The 22,224-nt window shown below is 69.5% G+C and carries 21 protein-coding genes and 2 tRNA genes; 15 read left to right on the top strand and 8 right to left on the bottom strand.

The annotated features are described in order from the left end of the window. Positions 1-204: 204 nt before the first annotated feature. The 5 genes from gyrB to FXF68_RS42210 all read left to right on the top strand — a co-directional run bounded on the left by gyrB (position 205) and on the right by FXF68_RS42210 (position 6,303). Entirely contained in the window at positions 205-2,142 is a 1,938-nt protein-coding gene (gyrB, locus tag FXF68_RS08965; RefSeq protein ID WP_148758486.1) for a DNA topoisomerase (ATP-hydrolyzing) subunit B, read from the top strand. A gap of 102 nt (positions 2,143-2,244) precedes the next feature. After that, entirely contained in the window at positions 2,245-4,749 is a 2,505-nt protein-coding gene (gene gyrA, locus FXF68_RS08960; protein WP_148758485.1) for a DNA gyrase subunit A, read from the top strand. A gap of 42 nt (positions 4,750-4,791) precedes the next feature. Then, entirely contained in the window at positions 4,792-5,826 is a 1,035-nt protein-coding gene (locus FXF68_RS43735) for a DUF3566 domain-containing protein (protein ID WP_246178533.1), read from the top strand. A 68-nt stretch (positions 5,827-5,894) separates the two neighbouring features. Then, positions 5,895-5,968: transfer RNA gene (locus tag FXF68_RS08950), tRNA-Ile, on the top strand. 158 nt (positions 5,969-6,126) lie between these two features. Next, positions 6,127-6,303, top strand: coding sequence for a hypothetical protein (locus FXF68_RS42210; protein ID WP_187437819.1), 177 nt, complete (start codon positions 6,127-6,129; stop codon positions 6,301-6,303). 879 nt (positions 6,304-7,182) lie between these two features. On the opposite strand, the gene FXF68_RS08945 is transcribed toward FXF68_RS42210, so the two are convergent. Continuing rightward, positions 7,183-7,533 (bottom strand): VOC family protein, encoded by a 351-nt coding sequence (locus FXF68_RS08945; protein WP_148758484.1) that lies wholly within the window; start codon positions 7,531-7,533, stop codon positions 7,183-7,185. 266 nt (positions 7,534-7,799) lie between these two features. On the opposite strand from FXF68_RS08945, the gene FXF68_RS08940 reads away from it, so the two are divergent. The 4 genes from FXF68_RS08940 to FXF68_RS08930 all read left to right on the top strand — a co-directional run bounded on the left by FXF68_RS08940 (position 7,800) and on the right by FXF68_RS08930 (position 10,363). Continuing rightward, a complete protein-coding gene (locus FXF68_RS08940) occupies positions 7,800-8,033 on the top strand; it encodes a hypothetical protein (protein ID WP_067905381.1) in 234 nt (77 codons plus the stop codon). Between the two features lie 296 nt (positions 8,034-8,329). Next, a complete protein-coding gene (locus FXF68_RS43730) occupies positions 8,330-8,587 on the top strand; it encodes a hypothetical protein (protein ID WP_246178530.1) in 258 nt (85 codons plus the stop codon). Next, complete coding sequence (locus tag FXF68_RS43725) at positions 8,509-9,387, top strand: helix-turn-helix transcriptional regulator (protein WP_281292177.1); 879 nt, start codon at positions 8,509-8,511, stop codon at positions 9,385-9,387. The genes FXF68_RS43730 and FXF68_RS43725 overlap by 79 nt, the downstream gene beginning before the upstream one ends. Positions 9,388-9,439: 52 nt before the next feature. Further along, positions 9,440-10,363, top strand: a complete 924-nt coding sequence (locus FXF68_RS08930; protein WP_148758482.1) for a DMT family transporter — start codon at positions 9,440-9,442, stop codon at positions 10,361-10,363. 34 nt (positions 10,364-10,397) lie between these two features. On the opposite strand, the gene FXF68_RS08925 is transcribed toward FXF68_RS08930, so the two are convergent. From FXF68_RS08925 to FXF68_RS08915, 3 genes are all read right to left on the bottom strand, one after another. Next, positions 10,398-12,215, bottom strand: coding sequence for a M64 family metallopeptidase (locus FXF68_RS08925; RefSeq protein ID WP_148758481.1), 1,818 nt, complete (start codon positions 12,213-12,215; stop codon positions 10,398-10,400). Between the two features lie 149 nt (positions 12,216-12,364). Further along, positions 12,365-13,156, bottom strand: a complete 792-nt coding sequence (locus tag FXF68_RS08920) for an SDR family NAD(P)-dependent oxidoreductase (protein WP_148758480.1) — start codon at positions 13,154-13,156, stop codon at positions 12,365-12,367. Between the two features lie 42 nt (positions 13,157-13,198). After that, positions 13,199-13,435 carry a hypothetical protein gene (locus tag FXF68_RS08915; protein WP_148758479.1) on the bottom strand — a complete coding sequence of 79 codons (237 nt, stop codon included), beginning with the start codon at positions 13,433-13,435 and terminating at the stop codon, positions 13,199-13,201. Positions 13,436-13,655: 220 nt separating this feature from the next. Between FXF68_RS08915 and FXF68_RS43010 the strand changes: the two genes are divergently transcribed. The 3 genes from FXF68_RS43010 (at position 13,656) to FXF68_RS08905 (ending at position 14,674) form a co-directional block, all read left to right on the top strand. Further along, complete coding sequence (locus tag FXF68_RS43010) at positions 13,656-13,775, top strand: DLW-39 family protein (RefSeq protein ID WP_211342807.1); 120 nt, start codon at positions 13,656-13,658, stop codon at positions 13,773-13,775. Positions 13,776-13,868: 93 nt separating this feature from the next. Then, positions 13,869-14,585, top strand: coding sequence for an HAD-IA family hydrolase (locus tag FXF68_RS08910; RefSeq protein ID WP_148758478.1), 717 nt, complete (start codon positions 13,869-13,871; stop codon positions 14,583-14,585). A 16-nt stretch (positions 14,586-14,601) separates the two neighbouring features. Then, a tRNA-Ala gene (locus tag FXF68_RS08905) sits at positions 14,602-14,674 on the top strand. A gap of 52 nt (positions 14,675-14,726) precedes the next feature. On the opposite strand, the gene FXF68_RS44415 is transcribed toward FXF68_RS08905, so the two are convergent. Continuing rightward, positions 14,727-14,861 (bottom strand): hypothetical protein, encoded by a 135-nt coding sequence (locus FXF68_RS44415; RefSeq protein WP_279436369.1) that lies wholly within the window; start codon positions 14,859-14,861, stop codon positions 14,727-14,729. A 34-nt stretch (positions 14,862-14,895) separates the two neighbouring features. Between FXF68_RS44415 and FXF68_RS08900 the strand changes: the two genes are divergently transcribed. Further along, the gene (locus FXF68_RS08900; RefSeq protein WP_148758477.1) at positions 14,896-15,414 is read left to right on the top strand and encodes a proline dehydrogenase; all 519 of its coding nucleotides are present in this window, start codon (positions 14,896-14,898) and stop codon (positions 15,412-15,414) included. Positions 15,415-15,837: 423 nt separating this feature from the next. On the opposite strand, the gene FXF68_RS08895 is transcribed toward FXF68_RS08900, so the two are convergent. The 3 genes from FXF68_RS08895 to FXF68_RS08885 all read right to left on the bottom strand — a co-directional run bounded on the left by FXF68_RS08895 (position 15,838) and on the right by FXF68_RS08885 (position 19,566). Continuing rightward, complete coding sequence (locus FXF68_RS08895; protein WP_148758476.1) at positions 15,838-16,401, bottom strand: dihydrofolate reductase family protein; 564 nt, start codon at positions 16,399-16,401, stop codon at positions 15,838-15,840. 224 nt (positions 16,402-16,625) lie between these two features. Next, complete coding sequence (locus FXF68_RS08890) at positions 16,626-17,216, bottom strand: cadmium resistance transporter (RefSeq protein ID WP_246178527.1); 591 nt, start codon at positions 17,214-17,216, stop codon at positions 16,626-16,628. A gap of 850 nt (positions 17,217-18,066) precedes the next feature. Continuing rightward, a complete protein-coding gene (locus tag FXF68_RS08885; protein ID WP_148758474.1) occupies positions 18,067-19,566 on the bottom strand; it encodes an FAD-binding oxidoreductase in 1,500 nt (499 codons plus the stop codon). A gap of 110 nt (positions 19,567-19,676) precedes the next feature. Between FXF68_RS08885 and FXF68_RS08880 the strand changes: the two genes are divergently transcribed. Both FXF68_RS08880 and FXF68_RS08875 read left to right on the top strand, forming a co-directional pair. Then, positions 19,677-20,591, top strand: coding sequence for a hypothetical protein (locus tag FXF68_RS08880; RefSeq protein WP_148758473.1), 915 nt, complete (start codon positions 19,677-19,679; stop codon positions 20,589-20,591). After that, the gene (locus FXF68_RS08875) at positions 20,591-22,180 is read left to right on the top strand and encodes a SagB/ThcOx family dehydrogenase (RefSeq protein ID WP_148758472.1); all 1,590 of its coding nucleotides are present in this window, start codon (positions 20,591-20,593) and stop codon (positions 22,178-22,180) included. Before FXF68_RS08880 ends, FXF68_RS08875 begins: the two co-directional genes overlap by 1 nt. Positions 22,181-22,224 lie beyond the last annotated feature (44 nt).

Genomic DNA, 22,224 nt, shown 5'->3' with positions numbered 1-22,224 from the left:
ACACAGCGCTCGACAGTGCCACTTTCCGCCGTGTGACCCGGTAGAATGAAATCGGTTCAGGATGCTGCGCCGCCAACGGGTGCCCAGGGCTCTGACCGATGCGATGACCAGAGCACGCGGGCGCCTTCTCATGTGTGTTACGGGGCACACCGTGCCCTCCCTCGGGCGCGGAGCGGCAGACATCCCCGGCAGGAGGATCTTCCTTTGGCGTACGACGCTAGTTCGATCACCGTCCTTGAAGGGCTTGAGGCGGTTCGCAAGCGCCCCGGCATGTACATCGGCTCGACCGGTGAGCGCGGCCTGCACCATCTCGTCTACGAGATCGTGGACAACGCCGTCGACGAGGCCCTCGCGGGCTACGCCGACGACATCGTGGTCACGTTGATGGCCGACGGCGGCGTGAGCGTGCTCGACAATGGGCGTGGCATCCCCGTCGGCGAGCATCCTGTGGAGAAACGCCCGGCAATCGAGTTGGTGCTCACCACGCTCCACGCGGGCGGCAAGTTCGACGGCAAGTCCTACGCCGTCTCGGGCGGGCTGCACGGCGTGGGCTCCGCCGTGGTGAACGCGCTGTCCACCCGGATGGAGGCCGAGGTCCGCACCGACGGCCACGTGTGGCGCCAGTCGTACACGTGGCGCGGGCCGGAGACGGCGCTCCAGAAGGGCGAGCCGACCGACGAGACCGGCACCCTGATCAGTTTCTGGCCGGACGCGGAGATCTTCGAGACCACCGAGTGGAACTTCGAGACCCTGTCCCGCCGCATGCAGGAGTACGCGTTCCTGAACCGCGGCCTCGCGATCACGCTGCGGGACGAGCGCCCCGACCACGCCAACGGCGAGCCCCACGTCGTCCGCTACCACTACGAGGGCGGCATCGAGGACTTCGTCCGCTACATCAACGCGCGCAAGGACGCCGTCCACGAGTCGGTCGTCTACTTCGAGGACGACACCAAGGGCATGTCGATCGAGATCGCCATGCAGTGGAACTCGTCCTACGCCGAGTCCGTCCACACGTTCGCGAACACGATCAACACGGCGGAGGGCGGCACCCACGAGGAGGGGTTCCGCGCGGCGCTGACCACGATCGTCAACCGGTACGCCCGCGACAAGGGCCTGCTGCGTGACAAGGACGACAACCTCACCGGCGAGGACGTCCGCGAGGGCCTCACCGCGATCATCTCGATCAAGCTGGCCGACCCGCAGTTCGAGGGCCAGACGAAGACGAAGCTCGGCAACACCGAGGCGAAGTCGTTCGTCCAGAAGGCGTGCAACGAGCACCTGCGCGACTGGTTCGAGGAGAACCCGGGCGAGGCCAAGGAGATCATCAACAAGGCGTCGCAGGCCGCGCGGGCGCGGGTGGCGGCGCGGCAGGCGCGCGACCTGACCCGCCGCAAGAGCCTGCTCGAGTCCACGTCGCTGCCGGGCAAGCTGTCGGACTGCCAGTCCACCGACCCGAGCAAGTCGGAGCTGTACATCGTCGAGGGCGACTCGGCGGGCGGCTCGGCGAAGGGCGGCCGCAACCCGCACTTCCAGGCGATCCTGCCGATCCGCGGCAAGATCCTCAACGTGGAGAAGGCCAGGATCGACAAGATCCTCAAGAACAACGAGGTCCAGGCGATCATCACCGCGCTGGGCACCGGCGTGCACGACGAGTTCGACATCACCAAGCTGCGCTACCACAAGATCATCCTGATGTCGGACGCCGACGTCGACGGCCACCACATCAACACGCTCCTGCTCACGCTGCTGTTCCGGTTCATGAAGCCGCTGATCGAGGCCGGCCACGTGTACCTGTCCCAGCCGCCGCTCTACAAGATCAAGTGGGATGCCCGGGGCACCGAGGCCGACTACGCCTACTCCGACGCCGAGCGGGACGCGATCATCGAGGCCGGGGTCGCCGCGGGCAAGCGCGACCCCCGTCCGCGCGACCTGGTGCAGCGCTTCAAGGGCCTCGGCGAGATGAACGCCAACGAGCTGTGGGACACCACGATGGACCCCGACAACCGGGTCCTGCTGCAGGTGCAGCTCGACGACGCCGCCCAGGCGGACGAGCTGTTCAGCGTGCTCATGGGCGAGGAGGTCGAGCCCCGCCGGGAGTTCATCCAGCGCAACGCCAAGGACGTGCGCTTCCTCGACATCTGACGTGCGGGCCTCCGCCTCGGCGGCTCCCGGGCTCCCGCTCCGGCGGCCTGACTCCCAGAGGCGACCGCACGCGCATCCCACCGAGCAGAAAAGGTCTTCAGAGTGACGGACGTGACCACCGAGGGCGGACACCCGGGCGAACGGATCGAACCGGTCGACATCCAGGTCGAGATGCAGAAGAGCTATCTCGACTACGCGATGTCGGTCATCGTCGCGCGCGCGCTGCCGGAGGTCCGCGACGGCCTCAAGCCCGTCCACCGCCGCGTCCTGTACGCGATGTACGACGGCGGCTACCGGCCCGACCGCGGTTACTTCAAGTGCGCCCGCGTCGTCGGCGACGTCATGGGGAACTACCACCCGCACGGCGACTCCGCCATCTACGACGCCCTGGTCAGGCTCGCGCAGCCCTGGTCGATGCGGTACCCGCTGGTCGACGGCAACGGGAACTTCGGCTCCCGCGGCAACGACCCCGCCGCCGCCATGCGGTACACCGAGTGCCGCATGGCGCCGCTGGCGATGGAGCTGCTCCGCGACATCGACAAAGAGACCGTCGACTTCTCCCCCAACTACGACGGCCGGTCGCAGGAACCCGACGTCCTGCCGTCGCGGTACCCGAACCTGCTGGTTAACGGGTCCGCGGGCATCGCGGTCGGGATGGCGACGAACATCCCGCCGCACAACCTGCGGGAGGTCGCCGACGGCGTCCGCTGGTACCTCGACAACTACGGCGCGTCCGACGAGGAGCTGCTCGAAGCGCTGATCGAGCGCGTCAAGGGCCCCGACTTCCCGACCGCCGGGCTGATCGTCGGCCGCAAGGGCATCGAGGACGCCTACCGCACCGGCCGCGGCTCGATCACGATGCGCGCCGTCATCGAGGTCGAGGAGATCCAGGGCCGCACCTGCCTCGTCGTCACCGAGCTTCCGTACCAGGTCAACCCGGACAACCTCGCCCTCAAGATTGCCGAAGGGGTGAAGGAGGGCAAGCTCGACGGGATCGCCGACGTCCGCGACGAGACGTCCGGCCGGACGGGGCAGCGGCTCGTCATCGTCCTCAAGCGGGACGCGGTCGCCAAGGTCGTCCTGAACAACCTGTACAAGCACACCCAGCTGCAGGAGACGTTCGGCGCGAACATGCTCGCGCTGGTCGACGGCGTGCCACGCACGCTGCGCATCGACCAGTTCGTCCGGCACTGGGTCGCGCACCAGATCGAAGTCATCGTCCGCCGCACCCGGTTCCTGCTCCGCAAGGCCGAGGAGCGCGCCCACATCCTGCGCGCCCTGCTCAAGGCCCTCGACCGGATCGACGAGGTCATCGCGCTGATCCGGCGGTCGCCGTCGGCGCAGGAGGCGCAGCAGGGCCTGATGAGCCTGCTGGAGATCGACGAGGTCCAGGCGCAGGCCATCCTCGACATGCAGCTCCGCAAGCTCGCCGCCCTGGAGCGCCAGCAGATCACCGACGAGTACGACAAGCTCATGGCGGAGATCGCCGACTACAACGACATCCTCGCCTCGCCCGAGCGGCAGCGGCAGATCGTCGGCGACGAGCTGGCCCCGATCGTCGAGAAGTTCGGCGACGAGCGGCGCACCCAGATCATCCCGTTCGACGGTGACGTCTCCTACGAGGACCTCATCGCCGAAGAGGACGTCGTCGTCACGATCACCCGCGGCGGCTACGCCAAGCGGACCCGCACCGACCTGTATCGGGCGCAGCGGCGCGGCGGCAAGGGCGTCCGCGGCGCGCAGCTCAAGCAGGACGACATCGTCGACCAGTTCTTCGTCACGACGACGCACCACTGGATCCTGTTCTTCACGAACAAGGGCCGCGTCTACCGCGCGAAGGCGTACGAGCTGCCCGACTCCGGCCGCGACTCGCGCGGCCAGCACGTCGCGAACCTGCTGGCCTTCCAGCCGGACGAGCACATCGCCCAGGTCATGGACCTGCGCGACTACGACGTCGCGCCCTACCTGGTGATCGGCACGAAGAAGGGCCGGGTCAAGAAGACCGCGCTCCGCGACTTCGACTCGCCGCGCACCGGCGGCATCATCGCGATCAACCTGGTCGACGACGACGAGGTCATCGCGGCCCGGCTGGTGTCCGCCGACGACGACCTGCTGATGGTGTCGACCGGGGCGCAGGCGATCCGGTTCCGCGCCGACGACGAGTCGCTCCGCCCGATGGGACGCGCCACGTCCGGCGTGATCGGCATGCGCTTCGAGGAGGACCAGGAAGTCCTGAACATGCTGGTCGCGCAGGATTCGTCCCAGGATGTCCTGGTCGCGACCGAGGGGGGCTATGCCAAGCGGACCCCCGTCGACCAGTACCCGCTGCAAGGTCGTGGGGGTAAGGGCGTCCTCACCGCTAAGATCGTGGAATCTCGCGGGATGTTGGTAGGGGCTCTGATGGTGGGCCACGACGACGAGGTCTTCGCGATGACGTCGAACGGCGGAGTGATCCGCACCACAGCGGCGGAGATCAAGCAATCCGGCAGGCAGACCATGGGCGTCCGTCTAATGAACCTCGCGGACGGGGACAGCGTGGTGGCCATCGCGAGGAACGTAGAGTCCATGGAGGACTCGGAAGAAGCCGAAGGGGGCGAAGGTGCGTGATGAGCGCGACGACGTCCCCGATCCGCTAGGCCAGGAGGACACGTGAGCACCGAGCCCGGCAAGAACGAGGACGGGCCCGGCACGGGCGCGCCCGGCGGCGGCTCCGGATCGGGCTCCGGGACGGGCTCGGCCGGGAAGTCCGGGCGCTCCGCCGGGAAGTCCGGAGCGAAGCCGGGCAGGTCCAAGCCGGGCCGGTCGGGGAAGACGGTGTCCGCCGCGTCCTCGCCGTCCGGCCGGGACGAGACGACCGTCGACATCGGCTCCTCCGGCACGGACGAGACCCGGAGCGACCTCTCCCAGGTCGCGGACGACCAGGCCAAGCCGTCCGACACTCCGGAGATCGCCCCCATCAAGGACACCGCCGAGCCTCCGAAGGACGATTCGGGAGCGGGCGCGCCGCCGAAGAGCACGCCGTCCCCGCCCGGGCCCCGGTCGTCGGGGCCCGGGTCCGGGTCGTCCGGGTCGTCCGGCTGGTCCAGGCCCACGGAGCCGTCTGGTTCGGTCTCCTCCGGGCGTTCGGAGTCGCCGAGCAAGCCGTTCACCCCTTCGTCCTCGCCGTCCTCGTCCGGTTCTTCCGGCTCGGGTGGCTCCGGGGGAACCAACCGCAAGGGTTTCGCGGGCACGATCCTCAAGGACCGTCCGTCCTCCACCACCGTCGCGCCGGCCAAGACCTCGTCCAAACCCGCGGTCTCCGGCAAGCCCGCGCGCAAGGCGCAACTGCAGCTCGCCCGGCTCGAACCGTGGTCGGTGATGAAGTTCAGCTTCGTGATGTCGCTGGTCTGCTTCGTCGTGCTGCTGGTCGCGGTGATCGTCCTGTACACGATCCTGTCCGGGCTCGGCGTGTTCGACGCCATCAGCGACACCATCAACAGCCTCACCAAGGAGCAGGGCGAGACCACCGGCAGCGTCGACGCGGGCAGCTGGTTCTCCTTCTTCCGCGTCTTCGGCTACACCGTCCTCGTGGGCGCGCTGAACGTCCTTCTCATCACCGCCCTCTCCACGGTCGGCTCGGTCATCTACAACCTCGCCGCCGACCTCGTCGGCGGCGTCGAAGTGACCCTCAAGGAGGCCGAGTAATCGATTTCCGGTTGCCCGGCAGGATGGGGTAACCTCTCGTTGCGCCGCCCAGTACAGCGGCACAACCCGGGCCTATAGCTCAGTCGGTTAGAGCGCATCCCTGATAAGGATGAGGCCGGAGGTTCAAGTCCTCCTAGGCCCACCCAGTCAGGCCCCTTCCGGGGCCGAGACCGAAGAACAGACACCCTCCCTCTGTGGAATTCCGCGGGACGATCTTCCGATCGTCCCGCTTCTTTTTTGCCGCTGCCGACCTGGAACAGGGCGGCGTACGAAGCTGCCCCATCAGCGAAGGACCCTGACATGGACCACCAGCGGTCCGTCGCCACCCTCGTCACAGCCACCCTCGCATCCCTCGCGGCCGTCGCCGTAGCCACGATTCTGCTCGCCCCCGCATGGTGGCTCTGGCTGTTCTGGTTCGCCTGGGTGGCCTTGGGCGCCGTCACCGTCGCGGTCCTCGCCGCCATCTGGCAGCGGTAGCGGGAGACGGAGCCGTAGAAGGATGCGCCCATCGGCTGGGACCTGGCTGAGTCCTCGCCGCGATCCAGGCCAGCCTCGGCCACCACTCCCCAGCCCCTTGCCGGGCACCGACCAGGGGTCTTTTGCTTTCAGCCCCCGCCGCGGGCTCGCCTGAGGCTCGCCGGTTGAGCCACTCTCCTCATCCGTTTTCCACAGTCTGTGGAAAACGGATTCCCGGGTTGGGTGCCCTCTTGTCGGTGGGCGGTCCGCTTGGCGCGACCTTGATCAGGTGGACGCCGTCATTCTTCCGCTCCGCGATATCCATTGGGCTCAACGACACGTCCGGCCCGTCCGAGAAGTGGTGAGCGTGGTGGCGTCTGTGGAACGCGCGCTCGCGCCTCGCGGCATGCCACAGGACGTGAGCCGCATGCGGGACGTGCACCGTTGTGGATGAACGTCGCTGGTTGGGGACGTGGCTGGGGATGGTTGGTGGGCAGCGTTATCCACCGGGACGGTCGGGGTGTGGAGGCCGTCCGTCCACAGTGTGTGTACGTGGTGTGGGCAACCGTCCGGCGGAGGCTGTCTTTCGACTGGTCAGCAGGTTTTCCACGACGTGGACAAGTCGTCGAGGGGGCTGGGGGCAACCTGGGGAAGAATGGTGGACGCGGCGGCGGGCGCCTGTGCCCAGGGTGTGCACAGAAGTTATCCACAGGTTGTGGAATCCGTGCGTGGCGGCGAGTGGGCGCGGATGATGGACGAGATGGCGCGCGATCCGCCGCCCGGACGCCGAAAAGCCCGGTTGTTCTGGGGAATCCACTGTGGACGCGGGCCTCTGTAACGCCGGTCGACAGGGGGATGGAGGTGTGCGCGAAGGGAATCCCCAGCTGTGGATAACTCTCTCTAGAGGTCCTTCGCCACCGGGTGGCGGGGTTGGTAGATCGGGAGTTCGCCGCCACTCGGCAGCCGGATCGCCGTGAGCAGTCCCCAGCTCTGCTCGGTGATCGGGACGTCGACCTGGACGCCGCGGGCGCCCAGTCCTTCGAGCGTGGTCTGGATGTCGTCGCACATGAGGTAGAACTCGTGCCGCGGTTCGCCCTCGGTGGGGTGGGCGGCCACCTCGGCCGGCGGCAGCTTGAAGATCAGCCAGCCCTGGCCCGCGTCGACGTTCGGGAAGCCGAGGACATCCCGGATGAACGCGCGGTCCGCCTCGGCGTCGCGGCTGTAGATGATGACGTGTGCCCCATTGATCATGTTCCCCCCTTGGCTCTCGCGCCTGGTTCCTTCCCCGCGAAAGGGCCAGATCGCACCGGGAACCGCAGGGGGCGCACGGGATGAGGAAGGAGGTCTCCGCCGTTACCTCTACATGGCGCGTAGTGTCCGCATGAAATCGATCGCCACGCCACGCCCGGCGACGCGGAAAGACACCTGCGCGCGAGGCCTTGCGAGCACGGACATGCACGCCTCGAACAGGCCCGCCACCTGCGAACATCAGTTCGAATGCGTGCTACGCTCCCCGCATGGGGCACTTGCTGAACGAGCCGGTGCGCGCCGAGCACGACCAGGCGGGACGGCTCACCGCGTACGAGTGGCGCGGAGCGCGCTACGCCGTGCAAGAGGTACTGAAGACCTACGGAACGCCCCAGGAGGGCCGGGTCTACCGCGTCCGCATCACGGGTGCCGAAGGCGTGGCGGTCGCGGAGCTCGGCCGTGACGAGGATCGCTGGCGGCTCCGGCACATCTTCTCCGCCTGACGATCCCACCCGCCCCATGCCCGCCAAACCCAGTACCACCCCCAACCTTTCTCCCGACACCGCACCCGCCAACACTGGCGCGGCACCCACCATCCCGCCCAGCGTCCCGACCACCGACGCCAAGCCCGACAGCCCTACGGCGGTGCCTGACAGCGCCCGCGCTATACCCGCCAACACTGGGCCCATCTCCGGAAGCAGCGGAAGCGCTCTCGCCGGGGACGCCCGCGCTGTGTCGGCGCCCGCTGACGGCGTTTCTGAGTACGTCGGGAGCGTGTCCGACAGCGGTGGCGCCGTTGGTGAGAATGCCCGCACTGTGCCTGGTGACGATCGCGGTGTCGGCGGTGGCGCGGGCGCCGGGCGTGACCTTGTTCTTGGGCGGCGAGGGGACGGTGTCGGGCGGCGGGGGGACGGTGTCGGGCGGCGGGGGGACGGTGTCGGGCGGCGGGGGGACGGTGTCGGGCGGCGGGGGGACGGTGTGGGGCGGCAGGGGGAGCGGGATCGGGTTGTCTGGACTCGGGTTGGCGGGGTTCAAGGGGGGCCGCTCGATCTGTTGACGGCTCGGATCGGGCGGCGGCACTACGCGCCGCATATTCATGATCAGTATGCGATCGGGGTGACGGTCGACGGGCTGGAAACGATGCGCTACCGCGGGGAGCGCGTCTACTCCGGGGCCGGGAGCGTCGTGGTGATCGAGCCGGGCGAGGCGCATACCGGTGGTCCGGCGAGGGAGGACGGGTTCGCCTATCTGTGCGTCTACCCCGATCCGGAGTTGCTGGGCGCCGTGCTGACGGACCACCCGGACCCGTCACCGCTGTGGCCGCACTTCCGGGAGCCGATCATCGGTGACCTCCGGCTCGGCGAGGAGTTGCGGCTCGCCCATCGCGCGCTGCGGCTCGGCGAGGATCCGCTCGAGGGCGAGACCCGCCTGCTCGGAGTGCTCGGCGCGCTCGTCCGGCGGCATGCGAGGCAGGGGCGTCCGGCGGAGGACCCGGGGCGGCGCGGCGCCGACGCGCGGCGGATCGCGCGTTCCGTCGCGGAGCGGCTGTCGGGCGAGGTGACCGCCCCGCCGACGCTCGCCGAGGTCGCCGCCGACCTGGAGATGTCCCGCTACCAGTTGTTGCGGACGTTCCGCGACGTCGTCGGCATGCCGCCGTACGCGTGGCTCGCCCAGCACCGGGTGACGCGGGCCCGCGCGCTGCTGGACGCCGGGCACCGTCCCGCCGAGGCCGCGACCCTCGTCGGGTTCGCCGACCAGGCGCATCTGACCCGCTGGTTCCGGCGCGTGGTGGGCGTCACGCCGGGCGCGTACCGCAACAGCGTTCAAGACGGCGGCGGGCCGCGCCGCGCATCCTGAACCTGTCCGCGAGGCCACCCGCCGCGGACGGAACGGGGAAACGGAGGTCGGTATGAGTCGCCGCGGCTGGGCGCTGTTCGCGCTGATGAGCGTGCTGTGGGGCATCCCCTACCTGATGATCAAAGTGGCCGTCGAGGGCGTCTCGGTGCCCATGGTGGTCTTCGCGCGGACCGCGCTCGGCGCCATCGTCCTGCTGCCGCTCGCGATCCGCGCCGGACGGCTGGACGTGGTGCGCCGCCACTGGCGTCCGCTGCTGGCGTTCACGGCGGTGGAGATCCTCGGCCCGTGGGCGCTGCTCTCGGACGCCGAGAACCGGCTGACCAGCTCCATGACCGGGCTGCTGATCGCCGCCGTCCCGATCATCGCCGTGGTGCTCGCCAGGCTCACCGGCGACGCGGAGCGGCTCGGCGTGCTGCGCTGGGCCGGGCTGCTGATCGGCCTGGTCGGCGTCGGCGTCCTGGCCGGGCCGCATCTCGGCGGCGGCAGCGGGTGGGCGATCGGCGAGGTCATGCTGGTCGCGGTCGGCTACGCCGTCGCCCCGATGATCACGACGCGCCGGCTGCGGGACCTCCCGAGCCTGCAACTGGCCGCGTTCGCGCTCGCCATCGCCGCCGTCGTCTACGCCGGTCCCGCGGCCGCCACCTGGCCGGACGAGATGCCGAGCGGCCGCGTGATGGCGGCGCTCGTCGGCCTCGGCCTGATCTGCACGGCGCTGGCGTTCATCGTCTTTTTCGAGCTGATCCGCGAGGTCGGGACGTCCAGGGGAATGGTGTTCACCTACGTCAACCCGGCCGTCGCCGTTGTTGCGGGCGTTGCGTTCCTGAGCGAACCGCTGACCGGGACGATCATCGCGTCCTTCGCGCTGATCCTCGGCGGCTCCGTCCTGGCAACCGCCCGCGCGCCCCGCTCCCAGTCGCCGTCCCCCTCCGTGCAGCAACGGCCGAACCCGTGTCCGGAAGAAGCCCCCACGGCCTAGCCCATGGCGCTGGTGGCCCTCCGCGTGTCTCAGGTCAGCGGAGGGTCACTTTGAATTCGGAGGCGGCCGTCGTGTTGCCCGCCGTGTCAATGGCGCGGTATTCGATCGTGTGGCGCCCCTTGCCGAGCTTGCCGTAGGTGAGGCTGTCGATGACCGTGCCGTTCTCGGTGAAGAGCCAGGGTGCGGACGAGTCGGTCGGCCAGCCGAAATAGGTGAACCAGCCGTCGCCGTCCACGCGGAACTCGGACACGACGACGCCCGCGTGGTCGTCGGCGCCGGTCAGACGCATGGTGAACGGTCCGTCGAAGACGTATTCGGGCGTGCGTCCGGGACGAACCTGAGCGGCCTTGGAGAGCTCGTATTTCACCGTCGGGGCTTCGGCGTCGATCGTCCAGGAACGGCTCTTGGAGCCGACGCGCGCGACCAGTTTGTGCGTGCCTTCGGACAAGTGGAAACGGCCGAGATCGATGTCCCGGTCGCCGCCTTCAACACGGCGTCCGTCCAATTCCCAGCGGACGGACGGCACACTCTCCACCGGATGCGTCGTCTCGGCGTAGACCACCGAGTCGGCGCCCACCGGCTTGTCGGTCGGCGTGGACGAGCTGAAATCGACCGGTACGTCGTCCGGCGGGGTCTTCACTCCGGTATCGACCGTCCAGGTGCGGACCTGGGTGAGCGCGGCGGACGACCGGACGGCCGGGTCCCGGACGAAGCCGGTCGGGTCGACGACCGTCGCCTGAACGGTGTGCGTGCCCTTCTTCAAGTGCAGCCGCGACAGGTCGAGGTTCGCTCCCGCCGCGCCGCGGCCCGCAGGCAACGTCGCCCGTACGGGCTTTCCGTCGACCGTCCAGGTGATGGAGAGCTGATGCCCGGTCGGGTGCATCGTCTCCACCCAGAGGACGCGGTCGGCTCCGACCGGTGCGTCGGTCGGCGTGTGGGCCTGGACGAGGTTGACCTTCGCCGATATCCGCTGCGTCATCCGCTCGCGGGCGACCTGGTCGAAGTAGTAGCCGAGCGTCTTCATCATCGAGTGCTGGCTCGGCCTCCACACGCCCTTACTGAAGTAGATGCCGCCCTCGTAGCGTCCTATGGTCCCCCCGGATTCGCTCCGTTCGCCCAGCCACCGCCACCACTTCGCCTTCTGCGTCTTCATCTCCTGCTCGGTCAGCAGAGTGTGGTGAATGGAGTCGGGCTCAGGACCGGTGTACGTCCCGCCAGGCACACCGCGTTGGTAGTAGTCGTACTCGTCCTGCAGCCCGCCCAGTGAGTGGCCCAACTCGTGCGGTGCGATGAGGGCGGACATCGCGTTCCCACCCGAGGCGGTCGCGTACGCTCCGCCTGCACCTCCATAGGTGTCGCTGTTGGCGAGCGCGAGAATCTGACGGTTCGCTACAGAGGCCCCTGGGACGAGGTCCGCATACGTCTTGGCCGCCGCGGAATCCATGACGAGAAGCCGCTGAATGCCGTCCTCACGACATCCGCTCCAGAACGCCATGCGCAACGGTGTCGTCCGGCGTGGGGACGACAGGGACGGGTCACAGCTCACCCCAGACTCACCGGACGGAATCTCCACCGCGTACACGTTCATATAGCTGCGGTACGACTTGAACGGCTCGATCGTCCACAAGTCGTTGAGGTGCTCAGCGAGGTTGGCGCGGAACTTCGGCATGTCGGCAGGCGTGTAGCCGTCCCCGAGGATGACCAGGTTGAAGCGTTTGGCGGGGTCGCCGGTGACCTGGACCGGCACCACGGTCGCGTCGGCGGGGTCCGCGGCCCGCGCCGGGGCCGCCGCCAGGGCCAGCACGGTCGCGGCCGCCGCCCCGATAGCCGCCGTCCTACCCGTCGTCCACATGCGCAGACCTCCTCGGGACGCGCCGCGGCAGGCGAGATGCCGCCCGGGAGGACGCGAGCGCCGCACGCCCCGCCGATCAAGCGGGGCTGCCCGGATTATCACCTGGAGACCCGATTTTGTCGCCACCCTGGCCCGTCCCAGCCTCCCGGTCACCTCTTGTCGCGTTGGCCCTGGGCGAGGGCGCGGGTGATGCGCGGGCCGCCCGCGCGGCGCTGTACCGCCGCGGACAAGGCGGGCGCGACGCCGCCCAACCGCGCGCCGAGCCGCAGGCCGAGCGGGGCGACGTCCACCTCGGCGATGTTCCGTTCGACGGCCCGGACGGTCGCCCGCGCGACGTCGCGCGGTGTCCGCGTGCCGATGCCGCGCGGCAGCGTGACCCCGGCGTCGGCGAACATGCCCGCGTCCCGGATGAAGCCGGGGAACACGGTCGACACGCCGACGCCATGCGGACGCAGATCCTCGCGCAGGGCGAGAGCGAACCCGCGCATGCCGAACTTCGTCGCGTTATAGAGGGATGCGTGCCCGGACGCCGACTTCCCGGACAGCGACGACACGAACACCAGATGCCCGCGGCCACGATCGGCCATCCGCGCGCTCGCGAGCTTCGCCATCACGATCGGCGCCCGGAGGTTCACGTCCAGCACGCGGTCGATCTCAGTGATCGAGTAGTCCGGGAGCAGGCCGGACGCGGGGAGCGCGGCGTTCGCGACGAGGACGTCCACCTGGCCCGCGTCGTCGAGCAGCCGTTCGGCGGACGCGCGGTCGGCCAGGTCGGCGACGATGGCCCGGCCGCCGAGCCGGTCGGCGAGCGGTTCGAGGACGTTCGCGCGGCGGCCCGTGAGGACCAGCCGTCCGCCCCGGTCGGCGATCGCCCGCGCGAGCGCCCGCCCGATCCCGCCGGTCGCCCCGGTGACGAGGACGTTCGCTCCGCGCAGGTCCATGCGCAGATGATGGCGGATCGGTCCGCACAAAACCACAGATGCCTACATTCCGATCCGCCACAGGACCAGGATGAGCGCCGCCAGCACCAGCCCGGCCGCGCCGAGCGGGACGTCGCCCAGCGCGATCACCCCCGCGCAGCCGAACGCGATGATGCCTGCGGCCACCGCCACGCCGCGCCTTCCGGACGACTCCCGTCGCGGCCCCTCCGGGTGTTGCGCCGCTTTCGGCGCGCCCGGCTCGAACTCGTGCTCCCAGCGCCGGAAGTCGTCCTCCGCCATCGATTCTCCCGCGGGGTCGTCCCCGGGATCGCGCGGCCGGACGGGCGTCCCGGCGGGGTGGCGCCGCCCGCACCGGATTGGACCGCTGGTCCGATACCGGTGAGGGGGTGCGGATCGCCCGGGAACGATTGCTAGGCTGCGGAGAGCCTGGGGGAAGCAGACGTTGAGGTAAGACATTCCCTCGGGTTTGACTGCATAGTCGAGGTGAAGGGGTCCCACCGTGAAGAAGCTGCTCATTTTGGCCGTCGTCGCACTCGGTGGCTTCGCTGTCTGGCGCCGGCTGCAGCAGGACCGCGCCGAGCTGGACCTGTGGACCGAGGCCACGTCGTCCGACAACTGACGTTCTCGTCCGTCCGCCCGCGAGAGCCGGAGCCCGTGCGGGCCGACCGAGGATGGAAGCGCTCACCGAGACGACGGCGATAAAGGCCCCGGCGTGAACGAAGCAGATCCGATCACCGTCGCCTGCCTCGATCTCGCCGGGACCACTGTCGCGGACGGCGACACCGTCCACACCGCCTTCGCCGAGGCGATCGCCGCACTGGGGATCGTCTCCGGCACGGCGGCGTACGACCGTGCCGTCTCCCGTTTCCGCGACTCGCGGGGCGCGTCGAAGCTCGGCGTCTTCCGCTCGCTCTTCGACGAGGCCCGCGCCCAGGCCGCGCACCTGGCGTTCGAGCGCTCCTACGCCGACCTCGTCGACCGCCGCGGCCTGCACCCCGTCCCCGGCGCGGACGACGTCCTGCTGCGCCTCCGCGACGCCGGCGTCCGCGTCTGCCTGCTCACCGGCTTCAGCCGCAGCACGCAGGCCCGCGTCATCGACGCCCTCGGCTGGTGGGACCGCGTCGACCTCACCCTCTGCCCGGAGGACGTCCCGCGCGGACGGCCATGGCCCGACCTCGTCCTCTCCGCCGCCCTGCAACTCGGCGTGGACGACGTCCGCAACATCGCCGTCTGCGGCGACACCGCCAACGACATGCTCGCGGGCCGCCGCTCGGGCGCCTCGATCGTCGCCGGCGTCCTGACCGGCGCCCACGACCGAGACCGCCTCCTCACCGCCGGCGCCACCCACATCCTCCCCAGCGTCACGTCCTTCCCCACCCTCGTCCTCCCGGCCAACGCCGGTACCCCACGGACCGCCGACCACGGGTAGGCTTGTGCCGCCGCAAGGGGCCTTAGCTCAGTTGGTAGAGCACCGGCTTTGCAAGCCGGGTGTCAGGGGTTCGAATCCCCTAGGCTCCACCCACTCGAAAGCCCAGGTCAGAACCGAAGTTCCGGCCTGGCCTCTCTTGTCTCAAGATCTCTTCTTCCGCTTCCGTGCCCGTTGCGTGCCCGATCGCTTCTTGCCCTTGAGTTCAGCCTTGGCCATCGCGCTCAGGGTGTCGGCGATCTCGCGGTGCCGTTCGTCCGTCGCGTGGAGGTAGATCATGGCCGCGCGGTCACTGTGTCGCCACAATGTGGCCATGGACGCAGGACTCGCCGCCCTGCTTGGTGCAGCCGTTGGCTCGCTCACCACGCTGGGGGCGGCTGTCGTGAACGGTAGGACGCAAGCACGAACCCAACACGTCCAGTGGCGCCGTCAGCATCGACGCGACGCCTATGCCGCCTACCTCAGTGCCCTCCATGATCGCGATATCGCCATGGACGCGATCCTCCACGCATTGAAGGCGGCTTCTCCCGACCTGCCCGAACTGGACGAGACGGTCCAGCGCTTCATCGCCCGGGCCCGCGACGTCCACCGTGCCGCGGAAGTCGTCATCCTCGAAGGCCCTCCCTCCATCGTCGATGCGGCCGACCGAATCGACGAGGAGTCCCGAGGCCTCTCCGAGGTCATGCAGCGAATGGTGAGGGATGCCCACGCGGGAGACGCCAGCGAGAGAGCGGAACACTCCGCTACGGCCTCAGCGCGAGAGCGACGGCTTTACCACGCGGTCAGTGAGTTTCGTGTCCAGGCTCGCGGCGTCCTTGGCAACGTCGACTGACACTTCACGCGGCGGGTTGCTTGCGGCTGGGCTGGAAGGGCGCGGGGCTTCCCCGACCTCGAGCTGTCGAGGATGGCGACGGCCGCAACCCGTCATGGGGGCACCCTTCGGGGGTCACTACGTGATGGCTTCGCCACCCTTGACAGGACTCGTCCGCCGCTAAGTGCAGGTCTCGTTGGGGCCGGAGCGAGGAAAGCTGCGGAAGAGCAGCGGCTACGTCGCACGCTCGGGGCGGCCGCAGGGGGCGGGCACCGCGCGACAGCAGCCCAGCGCCCCGGTCAGCGGGGTGCCAGGGCGGGTGGGAGATTCATGATCGGCTTTGTGAGGCGGGTGTCAGGGGTTCGAATCCCCTAGGCTCCACCCAACCGAAAGCCCAGGTCGGAACTTGGTTCTGGCCTGGGCTCTCCTGTTTCGCGAGCGTGCTCAGCGCCTTGTCTTGTACCTGGTCAAGTGCGCGCCGCCGGGGAACGTGTGTGTTTCCACCAGGTTCAGGTTCACCCGGCTCTCCAGCGTGGTGAAGAACGGTTTGCCGCCGCCGACGATTACCGGGTGGGTGACGATCTCGTACTCGTCGATCAGACCGGCCCGCATGGCCGCTGCGGCGAGCGTTGCGCCGCCGACTCTCATCGGTCCGCCGTCCTCGGCCTTGAGTCGGGTGATCTCGGCGATGGCGTCGCCGGTGACCAGGCGAGCGTTCCAGTCCACCTTGTCGATCGTTGAGGAGAACACCGCCTTCGGCGTGTCCCGCCAGTTCCGCGCGAACTCGATCTGTGCTGGGGTGGCGTCCGGCTGCTGGTCGCCGGTCGGCCAGTAGGAGCTCATGGTCTCCCACAGCCGGCGCCCGTAGAGGAAGAGGGTGATCGCCCGCTCCTGGTCGAGCCACCACTGGAACAGTTCGTCGCTCGGCTCGCTCCAGTTGATGTCGCCGCCGGGCGCGGAAACGTAGCCGTCCAGGGACAGGTTCATGCCGTAGATCAGTTTCCGCATTGCGCGATGCCTTCCGTCAGCCGGGTCTCGGAAGAGTAGACCAGTCGAGCGGAAGAAACTGATCGGTGCGCGGATCGTTCGTACGGATCCGGGTCCTGGCCCTCGCAAAGACATCCAAGCCGCTCGTCCCGTGCACCTTCGGACAGGTCCGTTCGGTTGTTGCGGGGCAGGGGACGACGGTGGGTCGGGACTCAGGCGATCGAGTGTGGGAGATGCTCGCGGCGCTACAGGCCGAAAGCACCGCCCTCGGTGAGGATCAGCAGGCCGATGCCGATCAAGACCACGGGAAGGAGGACATGGCCCCACCGGCTGAGGGTGCGGGCGATGACCGGCCGCGTTGCGAAGTAGCGACCCATCGCGCACCAGACGCCCACCAGGACGAGGAAGACAACGGCGTACACGATCATGCCGCCAGTGGCGGCGGTTGCGAAGACCGGGACGTAAACCCCGATGTTGTCGCCGCCGTTCGCGAAGGTCACCGCGGCGACTTCGAGGGCGGCTGGGCCGCTTGACCTTGTCTGCTCCTCGTTCTCTTCTTCGCTGTTTCGGTGGTTCTTCCACGCATGCCAGGCTGCTTTGAGCCCGAGGGCAAGTGGGAGCAACCCCAGATAGGGGATGACGGACTCCGGCAGGAAGGTCGCGCCGAACGCGGCCGCCACGGCCACAGCGAGGATCGCGGCGAACCCGAGGTATTGCCCGACGGTGATCCGGATCGCTGAGCGGTGATGCCCGGCGCCTTGGGCGAAGAACAGGGCCAGGATCAGGATGTCGTCGATATTGGTGACGGTGAACAACCCGGTCGCCTGCCCGACCATGTCTAGACCCACGAGCGTGAGATCCCTTCGGTGAGCGCATCCCCGGGGGCTACCGTCCCGATCACGGGCGCGGCGAATCCCAGCAGTCGACAGCAAAGACAGCGACGCCAGCACACACCATCGCATCTGATCAGCCATCACCGTGCCCTCAATGCGAGAGCGCAGGGCGACGGCCCCTACCTCGATCGAACTGGTTCGAGGTAGGCAGCAGCGAACCTGCGGCGGGGCATTCCGACTCTCGGGGAGCAGGGCCGAGGGTTTGCAAGAGGGTTGGGCGACTGTTGGGGTGGATTGCGCCCAGATGGCATTTGTCCCAGGGATCCCGCGGTCACGCCCAGAGCAGGAGCCTGGGGTGCCGATGGGGCTGCTCATTCCTCCTTTGTGCTGGCCACGATGATGTTGGCGCGTCCGGGAGGAGGTGGCGGTTTTGCTTTAGGGGTTGGGCGGGGGCGTCGGGGCGGGGTGGGGCTCGCGGTGGAGGGCTAGGGCTCGGCGGGTCAGGGCTGTTAGGCCGCCGAGGGTGATGAGGGCGCCCGGGCCTGCCGTTGGTTCCGTCCACCAAAGGATTCGGCCGGTGATCAGGGCGATTCCTAATGCCAGGGCGAGGATCGCCACTACTGAGCCGGCGCGGGTGGTGGGGAATCTTCTGCCGCGGCGACGGCCTTCGGAGTCGAAGAGCATGCGGTCTTCAAGGCGCATCAGGGCGTCCCACAGCCGTTTCATGCCTGCCTCCTTGGCCGGAGTCCGCAGGCGGGCAGCGTGCCGAACCGCCCCCGTCTGCGGACTCCAGTATGGAGGACGTCGTGTTCCTGCGGGAATGGCTTCTAGGAATTCGGGCCTGAACAGGGGGTCATGTGGCTGAAGGGCCCCTGATGGATTGGGGGAAGGTGAAGGTGTTGTGGGGGTCGTAGGTGGTTTTGACGGTGGTCAGGCGGGTCTGGTTTTCGGCGTAATAGGCGCGGGCCCAGTCGGGCAGGGACGGGTCGACGAAGTTCTGGTAGGTCTCGCCGTTCGAGTAAGGGCCGATGGCGGCGAAGCCCGCGTTCACCCAGGTGGTCGCGGCGGCGCGTGCTTCCGGGGGGACGGGGGTTTGGTAGACCGAGCTCAGGTAGTTCAGGTCGAAGAGGGTGTCGCGGTGGACGTAGGCGGTGTCCGTTCGGGCGAGGTCGTTGTCCGCTCCGCCTAGGGCCAGGACCTCCAGTTTGTTCGCCACGCTCGCGGGACGCGGGAGGTCGAATACCGCCAGGGCCTTTTCCCACATCTCCCGGGACGGAGGGCGGCTGAACAAACGGCCGCGTACCAGGCCGAATGGCGTCCGGGGAAGGAGGGCGCCTTGGCGCGTGCCTATTCGGTGGCATTGGGTTTGGGTGAGGTCCGTGCAGCCGTAGGTGTAGAGCATGAAGTCCTGGTGCGACATCACGTCGATGCTCTGGGACGACGCCGGGCCCGTCGCGGACAGCAGGGCGTCCACTTGCGGGCGGAGGTCGCCGGGGGAGATCAGGACGACGCCCGACCATGGGGGTTCGCCGTCGCCGAGGGCGACGACCGCGACGGCGCCGACCGTCCGCGGGGCGTCGGCCAGGAAGTGCGCGAAGCCGTCCAGCATGTCGGCGGCGCGGGTGAAATCCCAGGTCAGCGTGGCCACGGAGAGGGTGGTGAGGCGGGCGGGGACGACGTCGAACGAGGATACGACGCCGAAGTTCCCGCCGCCCCCGCCGCGGATCGCCCAGTAGAGGTCGGGGTGCTGGTCGCGGGACGCGGTGACGGTCCGTCCGTCCGCGAGGACGACCCGCGCTGAGGTCACCCTGTCGCAGGCCAGGCCGAGGGTCCGGGTGAGGTAGCCGATGCCGCCGCCCTGGATGTAGCCGCCCGCCGCGACCGTGGCGAACGCCCCGCTGGGGACGACGAGCCCGGCGGGTGCGAGGGCGTTGAGGATGTCCACGGCCGCCGCCCCGGTGCCGATCCGGACGGCACCGTGCCCGAAAGCGGCCTCGCGTCCGATCGCGATCGCGCTCAGCCGGGACACGTCGATAAGGAGGCCGTGGGACGTGGAGTAGCCGCCGAAGCTGTGGCCGCCGCTGCGAATGGCGAACGGCAGGCGCTCGTCCTGCGCGAAGGCGAGGCACACCGCCACGTCGGATTCGTCGGCGCAATAGGCGACCGCCGCCGGGTTGACGCGGTCGTACTGGGCGAGGTCGAGTTGTCTTGCCGTCCGATATCCGGGGTGCCAGGGCAGGACGAGCCGCCCCCTCAGATGCCGGGCGAGACGGGGCCAGGGACGGGCCGACCGTGGACGTGGGGCGAGCAATGCGAGTGCGCCGGCCCCCAGGACTTTCCTTCGGCTCAACATCCACCCATTAAAGGACCGAAACAATCTCGATCAGTACTACGGAATTCCGTAGTACGGTACTGGTGTTGCCGATATTGGCGTGGCTCCGCGCGGATTCTATGATCGGCCTTGTGGCTGATTCCGAGCTGATGCGAACGGTGCTGGTCGCCGCTTCGGACGTCGAGGTGCGTTTCGGCGACGCGGGTGGGAAATGCGAGATCGCGGTCGGGCCGCGCGCCTTTTCGCTGGCGGCCGGGGAGGATTCGCTGGATGCCCTGGCGGAGGTGCTGCTGCGGGTCGTCCCGCGACTGCGGCGCGCCGCACCTGCGGCGGAGCAGTTGTCCGCGGCCGAGGTCGCGACGCTGGAGCCCTATGTCGAGCGGTTCCGCGAAATGGGCGTCCTGCTTTTTCCTGGCGATGAGGTCGTCATCGACGATGAGCCCGGTCGCCGCCTCTATTCGTATGTCGCGCGGCGGGCGGCCGATCCCGACCGGGCGTTCATGGGGGTGCGAGCGAAACGTATCGTCCTGCGCGGGCCTGAGCATGTCGTCTCGGTGTGGGGTCGGCTTCTCAGCGAACAGGCAATCCAGGTCGAGCAGGCCGATGAAGAGGCCGATCTGAACATTGTCGTGGCGTCCGACGAAGAGGTGCTCATGGCAGTGAACCGCGCTTTGTGCTCGGCGCGGCGCAATTGGGTTCCCGTCGTATTCTCGCCGCAGAGCGTCCGGATCGGGCCGTGGGTGAAGGCCGGGGAATCGGGGTGCCTGCGCTGTTTCGTCCCGCCCGACACGGCGGCCGGAAAGGAGCGGAGCGCGCGTCCGGGATGGGCGACCATGCAGGCCGGAAGCCTTCACTGGACGGGCGGCCTCCTCTCCCACCTCGCTTTGAACGCGCTGCTGCCGATGGGCGCGGAGCATCCGTGGGGCCGGGTCACGACCGTGGACGTCGTCGCGGGCGAGCAGAGGTCGGTCACGACCTGGCGCGACCCGTTCTGCGACGACTGCGGCGAGCGGAGCGTCCCGCACCGGGAATGGGTGACGCTCTGATGGCCGAAACAGCCGAACCCGTAGGGCTGATCGAGGCGCTGGGGTACGGCGTGCGCGACGTCCCGCTCCCCGCGTTCGCCGAGGGCGCCGCGTTCGCGCTGGTCGCCGCCCGCCACGCGGCCGGACGGCTGGAGTTGTCCGGCGACCCCGTCCCCATGCTCGCCCTGACCGCCGGGCACGACGCGGCCGACGCGGCGTGGCGCCTCGCGGCCCGCGCCGTCGACCTGCGGCAACGACGTCCCGGACACGGCGTCGGCGCCGGTCCGTCGCGCGCCGCCGCCGTCCGCGCGGCGGTGTGCGACGCGGTCGCGCGCCGTCCGCCGCCCGCCACGGCGCGCCGCCTGACCGGATGGGAGGACGCGGTGCCGCCGCCCCTGCACCCGTCCTTCGACGGCCGCCTCGACTGCCACCTGTTCGACGCGCCGGACGGGTTGCCGCTGGTGGGCGCGGTGCTCCGGCAAGGCGGCGGCGCGACGGCGCGCGAGATCCGCGCGCTCGGCTGCGCGCTCACCCCGGCCGGGGCGGTGCGCGCCGCGCTCGATGGTGTCCTCGCCAAGATCGCGTCCGGCGGCTGGACGGCGCCCGCCGAGCCCGTGGAGGTAACCGCCGAAACAACGCTCGACGGCACCGTCGCCGAAGGCGAGCTGGGCGACCGCGTCAAGGCCAAGGTGCGGACGGTGCTCGACGACGAGCGCGGCGCCGTCATCCAATGCAGTCTGCTGGAGGAGCGGCCAGGAGAACTCGGGCCGTGGGCGGAGCACGACGTCGCAGGCTGCACGGCGCCCGCCGAGGTGCCGCTCGCCTGCCCGCCGTCCCGCGTCCGGCTGTCCCGGCTCTTCCACGAGAACTCCAAGATCCGCGCCGGACACCGGACGCTCCCGCCGGTGGACATCGACCGGCTCGCCCCCACCGTCCGGCAGGCGCTGGCCCGCCCTTACCGCGACTACGGCCGGACCGAAACCGAGTACGCGCTCCCCACGGAACAGCAGAAACAGGCGCTGCTTCCGCTGGACGTGGCGGTCCGGCGGCGGCGGTCGGCGGCGCCGATGGCCGCGTCCGCGCTTCCGGCGGCCGACCTCGCCCGCGTCCTCGACCTGTCCGCGGGCATCACCGGCTTCGCGCGCACGTCCGGCGGGACGAGGCTGCCCCTCCGCGCCACCCCCACCGCGGGCGGACTGTGCTCGTGCGACCTGTTCGTCCTGACCCGCCGGGTGGACGGCCTGCGGCAAGGCGTCCACTACTTCCATCCCGGCCGCCGCGTGCTGCAACTCGTCCGGTCGGACTTCGCGTTCGCCGAGGTCGCGGCGCACACCGGCTATCCGGGACGGGTCGCCGACGCGGCCGCGATCGCGGTGTTCGCGGGCGCGTTCCGCCGCAACCAGTGGAAGTACTGGGAGCGCGGCTACCGGATGGTCCTCCTCGAATGCGGACATCTCGCGCAGAGCGTGGTGGTCGCCGCGGCGGCGCTCGGGCTCGTCGCGCATCCGCTGATCGGCTTCGTCGACGACTACTTCAACCGCCTCCTGGGCCTGGACGGGACCGACGACGCCGTCCTCTACCTGGTCCTCCTCGGAAAGGCCGCGTCATGACCGCCGGAGCGAAGCCGCACCCCGGACGCCCGAGGGCCGTCCGC

Source organism: Actinomadura decatromicini (assembly GCF_008121305.1).
GTDB classification, from domain to species: Bacteria; Actinomycetota; Actinomycetes; order Streptosporangiales; family Streptosporangiaceae; genus Spirillospora; species Spirillospora syzygii.
Note: the sequence above shows the minus strand (reverse complement) of the source record. Positions and strands in the feature narration are given on the sequence as shown.